This is a genomic window from Sulfitobacter sp. THAF37 (assembly GCF_009363555.1).
Lineage (GTDB): Bacteria > Pseudomonadota > Alphaproteobacteria > Rhodobacterales > Rhodobacteraceae > Sulfitobacter.
This window is the reverse complement of record NZ_CP045372.1, coordinates 2,491,682-2,507,091: the sequence shown is the minus strand read 5'-3', so window position 1 is coordinate 2,507,091 and position 15,410 is coordinate 2,491,682. Positions and strand designations below refer to the sequence as shown.

Sequence of the window (15,410 nt, the reverse complement as noted above, 5' to 3'; positions counted from 1 at the left end):
TTCAGCCCTGCCGGTTGGCCGGGTCGGTTGCGACGTCTTCCCGTGCGCCGCGCCCGGTGCGCCACCACAGCGCCAGCGCGCCGAGGATCAGCAGCACCCAGACCCCGAAGAGATAGCGCAGCGCCGCCGACATCGGCATGGCCGCACCGGTGCCGTCGCCGGACATCGGCCAGAGTAGCGGCACCATCCACAGCCCCAGGCCCACCAGCGGCCACAGCCGGACGGCATCCATCATCCGGCGCATCCGGTAGCTGCGGCGCTCAAGGAAAATGCGGCGTGGGGCCATCGCCGCCGCCTCAGGCCGAAGCCGTCAGTTCGCGCACGGCCTCCAGCATCTCGGCGTTGGAAAAGGGCTTGGTCATGAACCTGCTGACCCCGGCCTTGCGCGCCATCTCGCGGTCGCGGCTCTGGCCGCGGGCCGTCAGCATCATCACCGGCAGATCGGCAAACAGCGGATCGGCGCGCAGGTCATGCAAGATCTCGAACCCGCTGCGCCCCGGCAGCATCACGTCCAGCAGCACCAGGTCGGGGTTGGCCTTGCGGATCACCTCGACAGCGTTCAGCCCGTTGGCCAGAGTCTCTACCCGCCAGCCGTCATTCGACAGCACAAAGCGGATGGCTTCGGCGATGTTCAGCTCGTCCTCCACCAGCACGACATGCTTGTTCATGCGCGATTATCCCTCCCCCTTGCGGACTCTTCGGACCGCACGTCAACATGCACCGGAAGTTGCAAGCTGTCAAAGCCGTGCAACATTCAGGCGCGGTCGCCCGAGGCTCAGGCGCTGAGGATCGAAGGCTCCCGCCGGGCGGCACACTCCTCACGCGGGCAAATCCGGCAGGTCACGCCCACCGGCATCTCCGGTGCGGCACCCTCCGGCACCGGCAAAAGCAGCATGTTCGACCGCAACATCGGCGGCATGTTGTAGTCCTGCGGCCCCACCGGTTCGCTCAGCGCATAGCTTTGGAACAGCCCCTGTGCGCGCCCCATCTGACCCACCCGGCAGGCGATGATCGCACCCGGCTGGCCAAGCGCCGCGAACAGCGGCCACAGCGGGCAGCACGCCCCGTGACGGGGCACGGAAAACCCGTCCACCGACTTGCGGAAAGTGACGGTGCCGGAGCGGTCGCAGACGATCAGCCCTGCCTCCAGCTCGGGCAGCGCGGCCAGCCTGCGCAGGATGCGGCCCACCGGCTGGTCCAGCGTCCGGGCCAGCTGCAACGGCTCTACCCCGCAGGTCTCGACCGCGTCGCGAAGGCGGCCCAGCGGCAGCCCGGCGGCATCGCGCGCCACCTGGCGCAGCACCGCCCGCGCGATGAACCGTGCGGCGGGCGACCGCAGCGCCGGTTCCTCAGCCACGAGGTCCTCAATCACGCCGTCCGGGGCCTCTGGCTGTTCCAGCGCATCGAAGCTGAAGCCCTGGGCGGACAGAAAGGCCTCGACCTCTTCCTGGGGCGAACTGACCGCATCGTCGGATCCGGTCTCGGCGTCCAGGTAGGCCACCAGGTTCTGCGCGCTGGTGGACAGCCGGTCGCTGTCCTCGTTCAGGTTGGCATGGAAGCGGTCGCGCCATTCGGGCTGCAACGTCTTGGTTTCCGCCAGGATCGACGCGGTGGAGCGGACCGCGGCGGCGGTGGTCAGAAGTTCGTGCATGGAGGCGGCGAGGTACGGATCGTGGCCCAACCTGTCGGTCAGCGCCTCCACCGTCGCCTCCAGCGCGTCGATCCGGCGGCGGGCGCCGGACAGCACATCCGCCCAGCCGGGAAAACGGCTCGCGAATTCCTCGGCCCGGCCGGATTCCGCGGCGCTCAGCCCCGCCTCGTGCGCCGCTTCGCGCAGGGCCGCGATCAGCGTGGCCTCCGCCCCTTCGCTCAGGGTCTGCGGCTCGACCTCCAGCGCCGCCGCGATGTCCAACAGCAGCTTTCCGCCGATTCTGCGTTTGTTGTGTTCGATGAGATTGAGATAGCTCGCCGAAATGCCGATGGCGCGCGCCAGCTCGGCCTGTTTGAGCGACGCCATGATCCGCCTCTCGCGGATGCGGCTGCCGGTCAGCCCCTCACGCGCCATGCCCAAGCGCCCCGGCAAAAACGTGAAATTTCAATGTGTTTCTGCGCTGCAATATCATGATATTTACCGATCCAGCTAATTTATTGCGAAGATATTTACAGAATTATGACGGAGTTCAAAGGACTTATTGATGGGTTTCACAAGCCGCGCGATAAAGTGTTTGCACAAAGTGCGATGTGTGCCGGTGGGAGGAAACCGGCAGACATTTACAAATCGGGAGGAATTCATGTCATTTTCGAAACTGACACGCCGTGGGCTGATCAAGACCAGCGCCGTGGCCGGTGCGGGCCTTGCGCTGCCCACCTATCTGCGCGCACAGGAAAGCGGATTCACCAACGCGCCCACGGGCAGCACGGTAACACTGGGCTTCAACGTGCCGCAGACCGGCCCCTACGCCGAAGAGGGCCTTGACGAGCTGCGCGCCCAAGAGCTTGCCGTTGAGCACCTGAACGGCGAAGGCGACGGCGGCATGATGAACACCTTCAGCTCCAAGGCGCTGAAAGGTAACGGGATTCTGGGCAAGAAGGTGCAGTACGTCACCGGTGACACGCAGACGAAATCCGATGCGGCACGCGCGTCGGCCCAGTCGATGATCCAGAAGGACGGCGCGATCATGATCAACGGCGGCTCGTCCTCGGGCGTGGCCGTGGCGGTGCAGGATCTCTGCCAGTCCGCCGGCGTGATCTTCATGGCGGGTCTGACCCACGCCAACGACACCACCGGCAAGGACAAGAAGGCCAACGGTTTCCGTCACTTCTTCAACGCCTACATGTCCGCCGCGGCGCTCGCGCCCGTGCTCAAGGCCGAATACGGCACCGACCGAACAGCCTACCACCTGACGGCCGACTACAACTGGGGCTGGACCCAGCAGGAGTCGATCCAGGCCGCGACCGAGGCGATGGGCTGGCAGACGGCCAACAACGTGCTGACGCCGCTGGCGACCACGGACTTCTCGTCCTACATCGCGCCGGTGCTGAACTCTGGCGCCGACGTTCTGGTGCTGAACCACTACGGCGGGAACATGGTCAACTCACTGACCAACGCGATCCAGTTCGACCTGCTGAGCAAGCAGGTGAATGGCAAGAAGATGGAAATCGTCGTGCCGCTCTATTCCGAGCTGATGGCCGCCGGTGCGGGCGAGAACATCAAGGGCGTGCTGGGCTCCATGAACTGGAACTGGCAGTTGCAGGATGAAGGGTCCAAGGCCTTTACCAGATCCTTTGGCGAGAAATACGGCCGTCCGCCGTCAAACTCGGCGCATACCTGCTACGTGCAGACGCTGCTTTATGCCGATGCCGTGGAACGGGCCGGTTCGTTCAACCCCTGCGCGGTCGCCGAAGCCCTGGAAGGCTTCGAATTCGACGGAATGGGCAACGGTCCGACCCTGTACCGGGCCGACGATCACCAGTGTTTCAAGGACGTTCTGGTTGTGCGCGGGACCCAGGACCCGACCACCGAGTACGACACGCTGGAAATCGTCGAGCAGACCCCGGTCGAGCAGGTCACCTATCCGCCGGATCACCCGCTGTTCGCCGGTGGCGACCTGGGCGAGTGCAACCCCGGCGCCTGATCGCGCAAATCCGAACGACAATCCTAGGGCGGGTGTCTTACCCGCCCTATCCTGCCACCTGCGGGTGGCGTGCAGCCTGAGGTGGGGACAATGGACGCAATCCTTCTGCAAATCCTGAACGGCCTGGACAAAGGGTCCGCCTATGCGCTGATCGCGCTGGGGCTGACGCTGATCTTCGGTACGCTGGGGGTCGTGAACTTCGCGCATGGCGCGCTGTTCATGATCGGCGCCTTCTGCGCGGTCACTCTGCAACGCATCCTGACGATTTCCACCGTCACCGTAGACGAGACGCAAAAGGATTTCCTGGGCCGCCCGCTGGAGGTCAAGACGCCGGTGGTGGAAAACTGGTTTGGCCCCGATCTGGGCGGCGCGATCATCGACTGGTCGGTGCCACTGGCCATCCTGCTGGCCATCCCGGTCATGCTGGTCATCGGCTTCGTCATGGAACGCGGCCTGATCAAGCACTTCTACAAGCGCCCGCATGCGGACCAGATCCTGGTGACTTTCGGCCTGGCCATCGTGCTGCAGGAGATCATCAAGGCGTGGTACGGGGCGAACCCGATCCCGACGCCCGCGCCCGACGCATTCGCCGGCAGCCTCGACATCGGGGCGCTGCTGGGTCTGGATGCGGTCCTGGCCTATCCCTACTGGCGGCTGATCTACTTCGCTTTCTCGGCGCTCATCATCGGGCTGGTCTTTGCCTTTCTGCAGTTCACCACCTTCGGCATGGTGGTGCGGGCCGGGATGGCGGACCGCGAGACCGTGGGCCTGCTGGGCATCGACATCGACCGCCGCTTTACCATCATGTTCGGCATCGCTGCCGCTGTCGCGGGGCTGGCGGGCGTGATGTACGCGCCGATCAACTCGCCCAACTACCACATGGGAATGGATTTCCTCGTGCTGAGCTTCGTGGTCGTCGTGGTCGGCGGCATGGGCTCCCTGCCCGGGGCGGTGCTGGCAGGTTTCCTGCTGGGCATCCTGGAAAGCTTCGCCTCGATGAACGAGGTCAAATACTACCTGCCCGGCATCGACCAGATCATCATTTATCTCGTGGCCATTGCCATTCTGCTGACGCGTCCCCGTGGCCTGATGGGCCGCAAGGGCGTGATGGAGGACTAAAGACATGCTCGGACTTGGAAAACGCGACCTGACACTGCTGATCGTCGTTGCGGTACTGGCGCTCTTCGCCCCCTTCATCCTCAACCCCTTTCCCAGCGGCAGCGGGTTGGCGCAGTTCAACGCGGGCTATCCGGACCTGATGCAGCGGTTCGTGATCTTCGGCATCTTCGCGATCGGCTTCAACATCCTGTTCGGGCTGACCGGATACCTCAGCTTCGGGCATGCGGCCTTTCTGGGCGTCGGCAGCTACGCGGCGGTGTGGATGTTCAAGCTGCTCAGCTTCAACGTGGTCCCGGCGCTGATCCTCAGCGTCCTGGTCGCGGCCTTCTTCGCGCTGCTGATCGGCTTTATCTCGCTGCGGCGCTCGGGCATCTATTTCTCGATCCTGACACTCGCCTTCGCGCAGATGATGTTCGCGATCTCCTATTCCGACCTGCTGGGCCGGTTCGTGGGCACGACGATCACCAACGGCGAGACCGGGCTGCAAATCTACACCTCGGACCCGCAGGTGCTGCAAAGCGCCTCCGCGCCGAATTTTCCCAATCTCTTCGGCGCCGCGATGAACTCTTCGACGACGCTCTACATGGGGCCGTGGACCTTCACCTTCTCGGTGGGCTACTACCTCTGCGCTGTGTTCATGCTGCTGGCCTTCTACCTGGCGATCCGGATCTTCCGCTCGCCCTTCGGCATGATGCTGCGGGCGGTGAAATCGAACCAGCAGCGGATGCACTACACCGGGCTGAACACCCGCCCTTACACGCTGGCGGCCTTTGTGATCTCGGGGATGTACGCCGGGCTCGCGGGGGGGCTGATGGCCTGCATGGACCCGCTGGCCGGGGCCGAGCGGATGCAATGGACCGCGTCCGGCGAGGTGGTGCTGATGACCATCCTGGGGGGCGTCGGCACGCTGATCGGCCCGGTTCTGGGCGCGGGTTTCATCAAGTACCTCGAAAACATCTTTGCCAAGATCAACGACAACGTGCTGCATGGCTGGTTCGCGTTCATGCCCGACGGGCTGGAGGATTTCCTGGTGACGGTCGTGCACCCCTTTGTCGGGAAGGGCTGGCACCTCACGCTGGGGCTGCTGTTCATGCTGGTCGTGATCTTCCTGCCCGGCGGCCTTGTCGAAGGCGGGCAACGGATCGGGCGTCTGGTGCGCGGCAAACGTGCCCGTGACAAGACACCCGACGGCAGCAAGACACCTGCGGAATAAGGACCGGTACAATGGCAATTCTCGAAGTCAAGGACGTGGGCAAACGCTTCGGCGGTCTGCAGGCCCTCAGCAACGTCAACCTCAGCGTGGCGGAAAATTCCTGCCACGCGATCATCGGACCGAACGGCGCGGGCAAGTCCACCCTGCTCAACTGTCTGGTGGGCAAACTGATCCCCGATACCGGGTCGGTGATGTTCGACGGCCAGTCCGTGCTGGGGCGCAAACCCTATGAGATCAACCAGATGGGCATCTCAAGGGTGTTCCAGACGCCCGAGATCTTTGGCGATCTGACGGTGCTGGAGAACATGATGATCCCCTGCTTCGCCAAGCGCGACGGGGCCTTTGAGCTGAACGCCATCGCGTCGGTGCGGGGCCAGCGCGACATCCTCGAAAAAGCCCAAGGCATGCTTGAGGAGATGAAGCTGATCGACAAGCGGGACATGCACGCGGCCTCCATGTCGCGCGGCGACAAGCGGCGGCTGGAAATCGCCATGTGTCTCGCGCAGGACCCGCGGCTTTTGCTGCTGGATGAACCGACCGCGGGCATGGCGCGCGCCGACACGAACAACACCATCGACCTGCTCAAGCAGATCAAGGAAGAACGCGACATTACCATCGCGATCATCGAGCATGACATGCATGTGGTGTTCAGCCTGGCGGAACGGATCACCGTTCTGGCGCAGGGCACCCCGCTGGTCGAAGACACCCCCGAAAAGATCAAGGGCCACCCCAAGGTGCGCGAAGCCTACCTGGGCGAATCCCAGGACGCCGCATAGCCGTCGGAGGAGAGACGCATGAACACGCAAACACTGGACAAGAACGCCAACCACGCGGCGACGGCCCATGCCTATCTGTCGGTCTGGGACCTCGAAGCCTATTACGGCGAAAGCTACATCGTGCAGGGCGTCAGCTTTAACGTCCACGAGGGCGAGATCCTGGCGCTGCTGGGCCGCAACGGGGCGGGCAAGACGTCCACCCTGCGGGCCATCGCGCGGCTGGCCTCGCCCGAGGTCCGCAAGGGCGAAATCTGGCTCGACCACAAGCCGCTGCATCAGATGAAGGCGCATGAGGCGTCGCAATGGGGGCTGGGCCTTGTCCCCGAGGACAGGCGCATCATCTCCGGCCTGACGGTGGAAGAGAACCTGCGGCTGGCCCAGATCGCCCCGCCGATCGGATGGTCGCTGGAGCGGCTCTACGACCTGTTCCCCCGCCTGGGCGAGCGCAGGAACCAAGAGGGCACCACCCTGTCGGGCGGCGAGCAGCAGATGCTTGCCATCGCCCGCGCCCTGGCGCGCGACATCAAGGTTCTGCTGCTGGACGAACCGTACGAGGGGCTGGCGCCGGTGATCGTGGACGAGATCGAAAAGACCCTTGGCGTCATCAAGGATCAGGGGATCACCACGATCCTGGTCGAGCAGAACGCGCTGCGTGCGCTCAAGCTGGCGGACCGGGCGGTGATTCTCGACACCGGGTCGGTGGTGTTCGACGGCACCGCCAAGGAGGTGTTGGACAACGCCGAATTGCGCGCCGAATATCTGGCGATCTGACCGCGCGGGGCCGATCGGTGAAACTGATCCGGCCCCCATGCGTTTGCCCCTTGAACGGCCCGGAACGGGTCGGTTTCCATTGAAGGAGCAGACCATGAAACGCAGATTACCCGCCCTCGCCGCCGCAGCCGCCCTCGTCGCCGGTGCCGCGCTGGCCGACAGCCACGCCAGCGCCCCCCAACCCGCCGCCACGGCCCAGTTGAAACTGATGGACGGTACGTCCGTGGGCACCGCCACGTTCACACCGGGCACCGACGGCGTGCTGGTCCACCTCGATGTCGAAGGCCTGGAGCCCGGACCGAAGGGGGTACACCTGCACCAAGTCGGCGACTGCGATGCCGCGACCGAATTCAAGTCCGCAGGGCCTCATATCGGCGACGACGGTGACACCGCCCACGGCCTGCTGCATCCTGACGGCCCGCACGCGGGCGACCTGCCGAACATTTTCGTCGGTGAGAACGGCACTGGTCAGATGGAAGCCTTGACCAGTGCGGTCAGCCTGACCGGCACGCCGGACGGTATGCTGGATTCCGACGGTGCCAGCGTGATGATCCATGCCGAAGGGGATGACCACTTCACCCAGCCCGGCGGCACGACCGGCGCACGGCTGGCCTGCGGGGTGCTTGAACCCGTCTTGTAACCGGTCGGGTCAGCCCCTGTCCACCTCTCCCGGATCGCCCCCGATCCGGGAGAGGTCACGCAATTCGGTCTTGAGCACCTTGCCATAGTTGTTCTTGGGCAATTCGGTCAGACGGACATACCGTTTCGGTCGTTTGAACCGGGCAATCTGCGCGATGCACAAGGCGTCCAGCGCCGCGTCCGTCGCATCCCCCACGACGTAGGCCACCACCTCCTCGCCCCACTCGGTATGGGGTACGCCGATCACAGCGGCCTCCGTCACCTTCGGGTGGCCGATCAGCACCTCTTCGACTTCGCGCGGATAGACGTTAGAGCCGCCGGTGATGATCACGTCCTTGCTGCGGTCCGTCAGGGTCAGATATCCTAGGGGATCCAGATGACCCATGTCGCCCGTCAGCAGCCAACCGTCCCGAAGGGTGTCATCGGTTGCCTGCCGGTTGCGCCAATACCCCGGCATGACGGTGCTGCCGCGCACCATGATCTCGCCGGTTTCCCCCAGCGGCAGCGCCCCGCCGGATGGGGCCGCCACCCGGACCTCGACCGCGGACTGCGCCCGGCCCACGGACGCGAGCCGCCCCTGCCAGCCCGGCGCGCTGCGGTCGGCGACGTCACCGCGCGACAGGGCGGTGATGCCCATCGGGCATTCCCCCTGCCCGTATATCTGCACGAAGACGGGTCCGAAGGTTTCGACCGCTTCAATGATATCGGCGTTGTACATCGGCCCGCCCGCATAGACGACCGTGCGCAGCCCCTGCCCGGTGTGGCCGGTCCGGCGCGCCTCTTCGGTCAGGCGGCGCACCATCGTGGGGGCCGCGAACATATGCACGCTGCCATGGTGCGCGGCCAGATCGAACACCTCCGCCGGATCGAACCCACCCGAGACGGGGGAGACATGGCGCGCGCCGCGCCGCACGTGCATGAGCTGGTATAGACCTGCCCCGTGGCTCATCGGGGCGGCGTAGAGCGCGCAATCCGAGGTGTGGACCGCGTCCACATCCGCCTCGTAGCACAATGCCATGGACATCAGCATGCCATGGGTGATGATCACCCCCTTCGGCCGCCCCGTGGTGCCAGAGGTGTAAAAGAGCCACGCCATGTCGCCCGGTGCCCGCGGCGCAGGCTCAGGCTGAAGCTCAGGCAGCGTTTCAACGCTGCACAGCGCGTCGAAATCCGGACCTGGCGTGACGCAGACCGGCACCTCCGCCCCCGCCACCAGCCCCGCGCTTGCAAACACGAACGCCACATCCGCATCACCGAGGATGAAGGCCACCTCGCGCGGGTGCAGTTTGGCGTTGACCGGCACGGCGGCAGCACCGGCGATCCAGATGCCATAGAGCGCGACCAGATAGGCTGGCGCGTTCTTCATCACGATGGCCACCCGGTCGCCCGGACCAATGCCCCGCCCCCGTAGCCCCGCCGCCACGGCCCCCGCCTGCCGTGCAAAGGCGGCATAATCGGCAACCTGCTGTTTGCCGGTGAAAAGCGCGGGGGCGCCGGGTGTGCGCACCGCCGCGCGGATCAGCCAATGTGCCAGGTTCATGTCGTCCTCCCCCGGGCAGGATGCCAACTGTCGCCGCCCACCACAACTGGCGGCTTTCAATGGCTGAGCCCATGACATATAAGCGGGCAAAACGGTGCGGCAGCCAGAGTGCCCGACCAGAGGGAAACGTCGAGGAATATATGACCAAGAACACCCATGACGCCGATGTCGCCTTTATCCGGGCATTGGCGGAACTGCTGAACGAGAACGACCTGACCGAACTGCAGGTCAAGCGCGACTATGCCGAGGACGACAGCCTGAACGTCCGCGTCAGCCGCAAGCCCCCGCAACAGATCGTGGCACCCCAGACCCAGATGCAGGCGGCCCCGCCGCAGATGGCGTCGCCCGCGCCCGCGCCGATGGGCGCGCCGCAGCAGTCCTCGTCCGGCGGCGGCGGCGGCGAGGAGACCGATCCCGCCAACCATCCGGGCGCGGTGGTCTCGCCCATGGTGGGCACCGTCTATATGCAGGCCGAACCGGGTGCGCCCGCCTTCGTGACCGTGGGTCAGCCGGTGTCCGAAGGGGAGACCCTGCTCATCGTCGAGGCGATGAAGACGATGAACCACATTCCCGCCCCGCATGCCGGCACTGTCAAGCGTATCCTGGTGGGCGACGGCGACGCGGTCGAATTCGGCGCGCCGCTGGTGATCATCGAATAAGGCGCTGATCATGTTCAAAAAGATACTTGTCGCAAACCGGGGTGAAATCGCGCTGCGCGTGATCCGTGCCGCGCGCGAAATGGGCATCCAGTCCGTCGCGGTGCATTCGACCGCCGACAGCGACGCAATGCATGTGCGGATGGCCGACGAATCCGTCTGCATCGGCCCGCCCTCGTCCGCGCAATCCTACCTGTCGATCCCGGCGATCATCGCCGCCTGCGAGATCACCGGCGCCGAGGCGATCCACCCCGGCTATGGCTTTCTGAGCGAGAACGCGGGTTTCGTGCAGGTGGTCGAAGATCACGGTCTGACCTTCATCGGTCCCACGGCGGAACACATCCGCATCATGGGGGACAAGATCACCGCCAAGGAAACCATGCGCAAGCTTGGCGTGCCCTGCGTTCCCGGCTCCGAAGGGGGGGTCGCGACGCTGGAAGACGCCAAGCGTCTGGGCGAAGAAATCGGATACCCGGTCATCATCAAGGCCACGGCCGGCGGTGGCGGCAAGGGCATGAAGGTGGCAGGCTCCGCCGCGGAAATGGAACGCGCGTTTCAGACCGCGCGTGCAGAGGGCAAGTCCAACTTCGGCAACGACGAAGTCTATATCGAGAAATACCTGACCACGCCGCGCCATATCGAGATCCAGGTATTCGGCGACGGCAAGGGCCGCGCGGTGCACTTGGGCGAACGGGACTGTTCGCTGCAGCGCCGCCACCAGAAGGTGTTCGAGGAAGCCCCCGGCCCCGCCATCAGCGAAGAGGAACGCGCGCGCATCGGCAAGACCTGCGCGGACGCAATGGCGGACATCAACTACATCGGCGCGGGCACCATCGAGTTTCTATATGAAAACGGTGAGTTCTACTTCATCGAGATGAACACGCGCCTGCAGGTGGAACACCCGGTGACAGAAGGCATCTTTGGCGTCGATCTGGTGCGCGAACAGATCCAGGTGGCCAGCGGCATGCCGATGTCTTTCCGGCAGGAAGACCTCAAGATCAACGGTCACGCGATCGAAGTGCGGCTGAACGCGGAAAAACTACCGAACTTCCGCCCCTCTCCCGGACGGATCAGCCAGTATCACGCCCCCGGCGGTCTGGGCGTGCGGATGGATTCGGCGATCTATGACGGCTATTCGATCCCGCCCTACTACGACAGCCTGATCGGCAAGCTGATCGTCCAGGGCCGCGACCGGCCCGAGGCGCTGGCCCGGCTGGGCCGCGCGCTGGGTGAACTGATCATCGACGGCATCGACACCACCGTGCCGCTGTTCCACGCGCTGCTGCGCGAACAGGACATCCAGACCGGTGACTACAACATTCACTGGCTCGAACACTGGCTGGAAACCAACCTCGGCGACGGCTGACACCGATGGCGGAACTGACGCCGGAACTGGTGCTGCGCGGCTATGCGGCGGGTATCTTTCCCATGTCCGAACACCGCGACGACCCGGAGGTCTTCTGGGTCGATCCGCGGATGCGGGGAATCATGCCGCTCGACGGGTTCCACGTCAGCCGCTCGCTGGCCAAGGCAATGCGCCGGACAGGCTTTGAGGTTGCCATCAATCGCGACTTTGCCGGTGTCGTGGCCGCCTGCGCGGACCGCGCGGACACTTGGATCAACGCCGAAATCACCCGCCTTTACAGCGCCTTGCACGCACAGGGTAACGCCCATTCGCTGGAAATACGCGAAGACGATCTGCTGGTCGGCGGCGTATATGGCGTGACGCTGGGCGGCGCATTCTTTGGCGAAAGCATGTTCTCGCGCCGCACCAACGCGTCCAAGATGGCACTGGCTGCGCTGGTGGATCGGTTGCGCAGCGCCGGTTTCGTCCTGTTCGACGCACAATTCCTGACGGCGCACCTCGCTTCGCTCGGGGCGGTGGAAATACCCCGCGCGGCCTATCACGACATGCTGGGCAAGGCTGTCCAACTGCAGGCGGATTTTGCCGCGCCGCCGGTCCGGTCGCTTCAGGAAGTGATGCAGCGCATGACCCAGACGTCATAGCGCGGATGCTCCAGCGCCGACAGCGCGGGCGCCGAGGCGATCATCCAGCCCGAGAACAGGCTGCCCGACCCGGACACGTTGGAGATTTCCAGTTCCGCATAGGCGTCGCCCGAAGGATCGCCCACGGGATACCGGCAGTCATTGAGCACAATGTCTATGTTGCCAAGGCGGGCCGACTGCCCGGACCGCAATTCCACGTCACTGGCGTGGCCCGAAACCTTGTCCAGGGTGCGCAGCACGGCGCCGGGGGCACTCGCGACCTCCTGGGCCGCGGCGGGCAGCGCCAGACACACCACCGCAGCCATCACCGCGGGTTTCACCACGCCAATCGCCTTGCGCATGGGGCGGATCACTCCGGGCTCCAGGCCTCGTAATCCGACCGGTCCGCCGGGTGTTTCTGGCGGATGGACCCGGCGGGCGCATAGGCCAGCGCAGTGCCTGTCAGGTTTTCCACATGGGGTTTTTCCCACGGCTTGTGCACCAGCGGCTTGTCGCTGGGCGGTTCATCCCAGGTGCGATGCAACCAGCCGTGCCAGTCCGGGCTGACCCGAGAGGCTTCCATGTCGCCGTTGTAGATCACCCACCGCTTGGAATCGTCGGCATTGCGGTAATAGATGTTCCCCTGATCATCCTCGCCCACACGGGTCCCCTTGCGCCAGGTGAAAAGCTGGGTGTTCAGTGTCTGACCGTCCCACCATGTCAGCGCCCGGAATATCGTGTTGAGAATGCCCATGAAACTCTCCGCTCTTGTCCGGGCCGTTATGCACCATCGCCGCCGCAGGGTCCAGCGGGTGTTGCAGCAAAGACTCCGTCGCCCGGCCAGATTGCGCGCGACGGGAACTGCCATATTGGCCTGCGGACCGATGCTGCCTATTCTTGCCAAAACGGAGATAGATGATGGCAAGCAGGACCGGATCCACCAAGCATGTCGCCGAATGCCACGGCGTGAAGGTGCCTGACAGCCCGATGATCACGCCCGAGCGGGCCGCACGGATCAACGCCGCCCGCTACGAGGGCCAGGAGATCGCGGGCGCGCTTGAGGTGATCCGCCCCGGTGACAGGGTGCTGGAAATGGGCGCGGGCATCGGCCTGGTGGGCGCCATTGCCGCGCTGAACGGCGCGCCGGAGAAGGTCCTGTCGTTCGAAGCCAATCCGGGCCTGATCCAGCACATCAACGCGCTGTACCGGCTGAACAAGCTGCAGGACCGGATCGAGGTGCGCAACGAGGTGCTGATCAGCGCGCCGAACCCGCCGGCGCACATGTCCTTTCACATCCGCAACTCCTACCTCGGGTCGTCCCTGATCGACACGGACAAGCGCACCACCACGCAGGTGGAGGTGCCGACCGCGCGCTATGACGAGGTGCATCGCGACTTTGCCCCCACGGTCCTGCTGATGGACATCGAAGGCGGCGAACTGGAATTTCTGCGCCATGCCTCTCTGGAGGGCATCCGCGCGATCGTGATCGAATTCCATCCCGCCGCCTATGGCAAGGAGGGGATGCGCGAATGCAAGTCCGTGCTCGAACGGGCCGGCTTTGCCAAGGTGCCGGAGTTGTGCACGCGGCAGGTCTGGACCTGTACCTTCGATCCCGCCCTGCGGCCGCCGGTGCCTGACACGGGATGGTCCTGCGCGCAGCAGACGCTGGAGGGCGCCATCGTGGTGCCGCCCGCAGACACCGGTTTCGTGCAGCCTTCGGGTGTGCTGGAGCGCACCGGCAGCTATGTCGCCAGCGGTGCGCTGTGGCGCAATGGCCGGGCGCTGACGGTGGCACCGCCGATGCCCGAGGGCGATTTGCCGCTGCGCAAGGGCACCTGGCTCTGGGGCGGGGTGCTTTGGGCCCATTTCGGACATTTCCTGGTGGAAAGCACCGCACGCCTCTGGGCGCTGGAGGGCCTGGAAAAGAAGATCGACGGCATCCTTTACGTGCCGAAGCGCCCCAAGACCGGAGACGAGGTAAAGCCCTTCCAGACCGATTTCGTGACACTGATGGGGTGCGATCTTCCCGTGGTCAGCGTGACAACGCCCGAACGGGTCGAAGAGCTGATCGTGCCTGGCCAGGGCTTTGGCCTGGGCACGATGATCACGGGCACACAGGCCTTTCGCGATGCCATCGCCGCCCGTTTCGGCCAGGATGTGCCTGCGGACGGGCCGGAAAAGCTTTATATCAGCCGCAGCGGCCTGCCCTCGGGGCGGGGCAACCTGATCGGAGAGGTCGAGCTTGAAGCGCATCTGGCCGAACAGGGGTACACGATCTATCACCCCGAAAAACACGATCTGCGCAGCCAGGTGGCGACCTACAAGGCCGCGCGCCAGGTGATCGCCGCCGAAGGGTCGGCGCTGCATCTGCTGGCAATGGTCGCCGACCCTGCCGCGCAGGTGGCCATCGTGGTGCGCCGCCCTTCGGGGGCCACGCGGAACCTGGAGCAGCACCTGACATCCTTTGCCGGGATCACCCCGCTGACGATCACGCAGCTGAGCCGGTCCTGGAAACCGCTGGGTGCCGCAAAGCCGCGGCTGTGGATGGGCGAGCTGGACATGCCCGCCCTGCAAACCGCGCTGGCCGATGGCGGTTTCATCAGCGACAGCGCCGACCCCTGGGCGGCACTGACCCCCGAGGCGGTGCAGGAAAAGCTGGGGGACCGTTTCGAGGAAGTGGCTTAGGCTCTAGGCCCGCGCCACTGCAGTTACCTCGATCTCGATCCGGTATTTCGGGTCGATGAGACCGCATTCGATCATCGTGGCCGCGGGGGGATGCGCCCCGAAGGTCGCTTGCAGGATCGGCCAGCACGGCTCGAACTCCGCCCGGTCCGGCAGCATGTAGGTGACGCGCACCACATCGGCGAACCCCACCCCGGCCTCGGACAGGGCCTGTTCGATGATGCCAAGGGCCGACCGGCATTGTGCGACCACATCGTCGCCCTGCCCGACCGTTCCGGCCACATGCACGAAACCGCCCGCCACCACCGCGCGGCAATAGCCGATCTTAGGCTCGAACGCACCGCCCGAGGATATCCTTTGCATCTTACATCACTCCATCATGCGGGCGGCCCA

General features: G+C 65.1%; 17 protein-coding genes. 10 read left to right on the top strand and 7 right to left on the bottom strand.

Going from position 1 to position 15,410, the window contains the following annotated elements:
• Position 1 precedes the first annotated feature (1 nt).
• From FIU94_RS12260 to FIU94_RS12250, 3 genes are all read right to left on the bottom strand, one after another.
• The gene (locus FIU94_RS12260; RefSeq protein ID WP_152466063.1) at positions 2–286 is read right to left on the bottom strand and encodes a hypothetical protein; all 285 of its coding nucleotides are present in this window, start codon (positions 284–286) and stop codon (positions 2–4) included.
• A 10-nt stretch (positions 287–296) separates the two neighbouring features.
• The gene (locus FIU94_RS12255; RefSeq protein ID WP_152466062.1) at positions 297–668 is read right to left on the bottom strand and encodes a response regulator transcription factor; all 372 of its coding nucleotides are present in this window, start codon (positions 666–668) and stop codon (positions 297–299) included.
• Positions 669–775: 107 nt separating this feature from the next.
• A complete protein-coding gene (locus FIU94_RS12250) occupies positions 776–2,065 on the bottom strand; it encodes a short-chain fatty acyl-CoA regulator family protein (RefSeq protein ID WP_152466061.1) in 1,290 nt (429 codons plus the stop codon).
• Positions 2,066–2,291: 226 nt separating this feature from the next.
• Here FIU94_RS12250 and FIU94_RS12245 point away from each other — a divergent pair, with 226 nt between their 5' ends.
• From FIU94_RS12245 to FIU94_RS12220, 6 genes are all read left to right on the top strand, one after another.
• Positions 2,292–3,635, top strand: coding sequence for a substrate-binding protein (locus tag FIU94_RS12245; RefSeq protein ID WP_152466060.1), 1,344 nt, complete (start codon positions 2,292–2,294; stop codon positions 3,633–3,635).
• A 90-nt stretch (positions 3,636–3,725) separates the two neighbouring features.
• Positions 3,726–4,754 carry a branched-chain amino acid ABC transporter permease gene (locus FIU94_RS12240; protein ID WP_152466059.1) on the top strand — a complete coding sequence of 343 codons (1,029 nt, stop codon included), beginning with the start codon at positions 3,726–3,728 and terminating at the stop codon, positions 4,752–4,754.
• Between the two features lie 4 nt (positions 4,755–4,758).
• Positions 4,759–5,967 (top strand): branched-chain amino acid ABC transporter permease, encoded by a 1,209-nt coding sequence (locus FIU94_RS12235; protein ID WP_152466058.1) that lies wholly within the window; start codon positions 4,759–4,761, stop codon positions 5,965–5,967.
• A gap of 11 nt (positions 5,968–5,978) precedes the next feature.
• On the top strand, positions 5,979–6,743 hold the full coding sequence (locus FIU94_RS12230; RefSeq protein ID WP_152466057.1) for an ABC transporter ATP-binding protein: 765 nt from the start codon (positions 5,979–5,981) through the stop codon (positions 6,741–6,743).
• Between the two features lie 18 nt (positions 6,744–6,761).
• Positions 6,762–7,514, top strand: coding sequence for an ABC transporter ATP-binding protein (locus FIU94_RS12225; RefSeq protein ID WP_152466056.1), 753 nt, complete (start codon positions 6,762–6,764; stop codon positions 7,512–7,514).
• A gap of 94 nt (positions 7,515–7,608) precedes the next feature.
• On the top strand, positions 7,609–8,154 hold the full coding sequence (locus FIU94_RS12220) for a superoxide dismutase family protein (RefSeq protein WP_152466055.1): 546 nt from the start codon (positions 7,609–7,611) through the stop codon (positions 8,152–8,154).
• 9 nt (positions 8,155–8,163) lie between these two features.
• Here the strand turns inward: FIU94_RS12220 and FIU94_RS12215 are convergent, their stop codons facing one another.
• Positions 8,164–9,693, bottom strand: a complete 1,530-nt coding sequence (locus FIU94_RS12215) for a class I adenylate-forming enzyme family protein (protein ID WP_152466054.1) — start codon at positions 9,691–9,693, stop codon at positions 8,164–8,166.
• 140 nt (positions 9,694–9,833) lie between these two features.
• Between FIU94_RS12215 and accB the strand changes: the two genes are divergently transcribed.
• Genes accB through aat form a run of 3 tightly spaced genes read left to right on the top strand, consistent with a single transcriptional unit; the run spans position 9,834 to position 12,356 of the window.
• Complete coding sequence (gene accB, locus FIU94_RS12210; protein ID WP_152466053.1) at positions 9,834–10,352, top strand: acetyl-CoA carboxylase biotin carboxyl carrier protein; 519 nt, start codon at positions 9,834–9,836, stop codon at positions 10,350–10,352.
• A 10-nt stretch (positions 10,353–10,362) separates the two neighbouring features.
• Positions 10,363–11,715, top strand: coding sequence for an acetyl-CoA carboxylase biotin carboxylase subunit (gene accC, locus FIU94_RS12205; RefSeq protein ID WP_152466052.1), 1,353 nt, complete (start codon positions 10,363–10,365; stop codon positions 11,713–11,715).
• A gap of 5 nt (positions 11,716–11,720) precedes the next feature.
• Positions 11,721–12,356, top strand: a complete 636-nt coding sequence (gene aat / locus FIU94_RS12200) for a leucyl/phenylalanyl-tRNA--protein transferase (protein ID WP_216643252.1) — start codon at positions 11,721–11,723, stop codon at positions 12,354–12,356.
• Here aat and FIU94_RS12195 read toward each other — a convergent pair.
• Both FIU94_RS12195 and FIU94_RS12190 read right to left on the bottom strand, forming a co-directional pair.
• Positions 12,320–12,709 (bottom strand): DUF2155 domain-containing protein, encoded by a 390-nt coding sequence (locus FIU94_RS12195; RefSeq protein WP_368407129.1) that lies wholly within the window; start codon positions 12,707–12,709, stop codon positions 12,320–12,322. The two genes, aat and FIU94_RS12195, sit on opposite strands and share 37 nt — an antisense overlap.
• Positions 12,706–13,089, bottom strand: coding sequence for an NADH:ubiquinone oxidoreductase subunit NDUFA12 (locus FIU94_RS12190; protein WP_152466050.1), 384 nt, complete (start codon positions 13,087–13,089; stop codon positions 12,706–12,708). The genes FIU94_RS12195 and FIU94_RS12190 overlap by 4 nt, the downstream gene beginning before the upstream one ends.
• A gap of 164 nt (positions 13,090–13,253) precedes the next feature.
• Between FIU94_RS12190 and FIU94_RS12185 the strand changes: the two genes are divergently transcribed.
• Entirely contained in the window at positions 13,254–15,020 is a 1,767-nt protein-coding gene (locus tag FIU94_RS12185) for an FkbM family methyltransferase (RefSeq protein WP_172975898.1), read from the top strand.
• Positions 15,021–15,023: 3 nt separating this feature from the next.
• On the opposite strand, the gene FIU94_RS12180 is transcribed toward FIU94_RS12185, so the two are convergent.
• On the bottom strand, positions 15,024–15,380 hold the full coding sequence (locus FIU94_RS12180) for a RidA family protein (protein WP_152466048.1): 357 nt from the start codon (positions 15,378–15,380) through the stop codon (positions 15,024–15,026).
• Positions 15,381–15,410 lie beyond the last annotated feature (30 nt).

What these genes read in the sequence shown, in the direction of transcription:
- FIU94_RS12260 (WP_152466063.1), bottom strand. Translation starts at nt 286, where the DNA reads ATGGCCCCACGCCGCATTTTCCTTGAGCGCCGCAGCTACCGGATGCGC.
- FIU94_RS12255 (WP_152466062.1), bottom strand. Translation starts at nt 668, where the DNA reads ATGAACAAGCATGTCGTGCTGGTGGAGGACGAGCTGAACATCGCCGAA.
- FIU94_RS12250 (WP_152466061.1), bottom strand. Translation starts at nt 2,065, where the DNA reads ATGGCGCGTGAGGGGCTGACCGGCAGCCGCATCCGCGAGAGGCGGATC.
- FIU94_RS12245 (WP_152466060.1), top strand. Translation starts at nt 2,292, where the DNA reads ATGTCATTTTCGAAACTGACACGCCGTGGGCTGATCAAGACCAGCGCC.
- FIU94_RS12240 (WP_152466059.1), top strand. Translation starts at nt 3,726, where the DNA reads ATGGACGCAATCCTTCTGCAAATCCTGAACGGCCTGGACAAAGGGTCC.
- FIU94_RS12235 (WP_152466058.1), top strand. Translation starts at nt 4,759, where the DNA reads ATGCTCGGACTTGGAAAACGCGACCTGACACTGCTGATCGTCGTTGCG.
- FIU94_RS12230 (WP_152466057.1), top strand. Translation starts at nt 5,979, where the DNA reads ATGGCAATTCTCGAAGTCAAGGACGTGGGCAAACGCTTCGGCGGTCTG.
- FIU94_RS12225 (WP_152466056.1), top strand. Translation starts at nt 6,762, where the DNA reads ATGAACACGCAAACACTGGACAAGAACGCCAACCACGCGGCGACGGCC.
- FIU94_RS12220 (WP_152466055.1), top strand. Translation starts at nt 7,609, where the DNA reads ATGAAACGCAGATTACCCGCCCTCGCCGCCGCAGCCGCCCTCGTCGCC.
- FIU94_RS12215 (WP_152466054.1), bottom strand. Translation starts at nt 9,693, where the DNA reads ATGAACCTGGCACATTGGCTGATCCGCGCGGCGGTGCGCACACCCGGC.
- accB (WP_152466053.1), top strand. Translation starts at nt 9,834, where the DNA reads ATGACCAAGAACACCCATGACGCCGATGTCGCCTTTATCCGGGCATTG.
- accC (WP_152466052.1), top strand. Translation starts at nt 10,363, where the DNA reads ATGTTCAAAAAGATACTTGTCGCAAACCGGGGTGAAATCGCGCTGCGC.
- aat (WP_216643252.1), top strand. Translation starts at nt 11,721, where the DNA reads ATGGCGGAACTGACGCCGGAACTGGTGCTGCGCGGCTATGCGGCGGGT.
- FIU94_RS12190 (WP_152466050.1), bottom strand. Translation starts at nt 13,089, where the DNA reads ATGGGCATTCTCAACACGATATTCCGGGCGCTGACATGGTGGGACGGT.
- FIU94_RS12185 (WP_172975898.1), top strand. Translation starts at nt 13,254, where the DNA reads ATGGCAAGCAGGACCGGATCCACCAAGCATGTCGCCGAATGCCACGGC.
- FIU94_RS12180 (WP_152466048.1), bottom strand. Translation starts at nt 15,380, where the DNA reads ATGCAAAGGATATCCTCGGGCGGTGCGTTCGAGCCTAAGATCGGCTAT.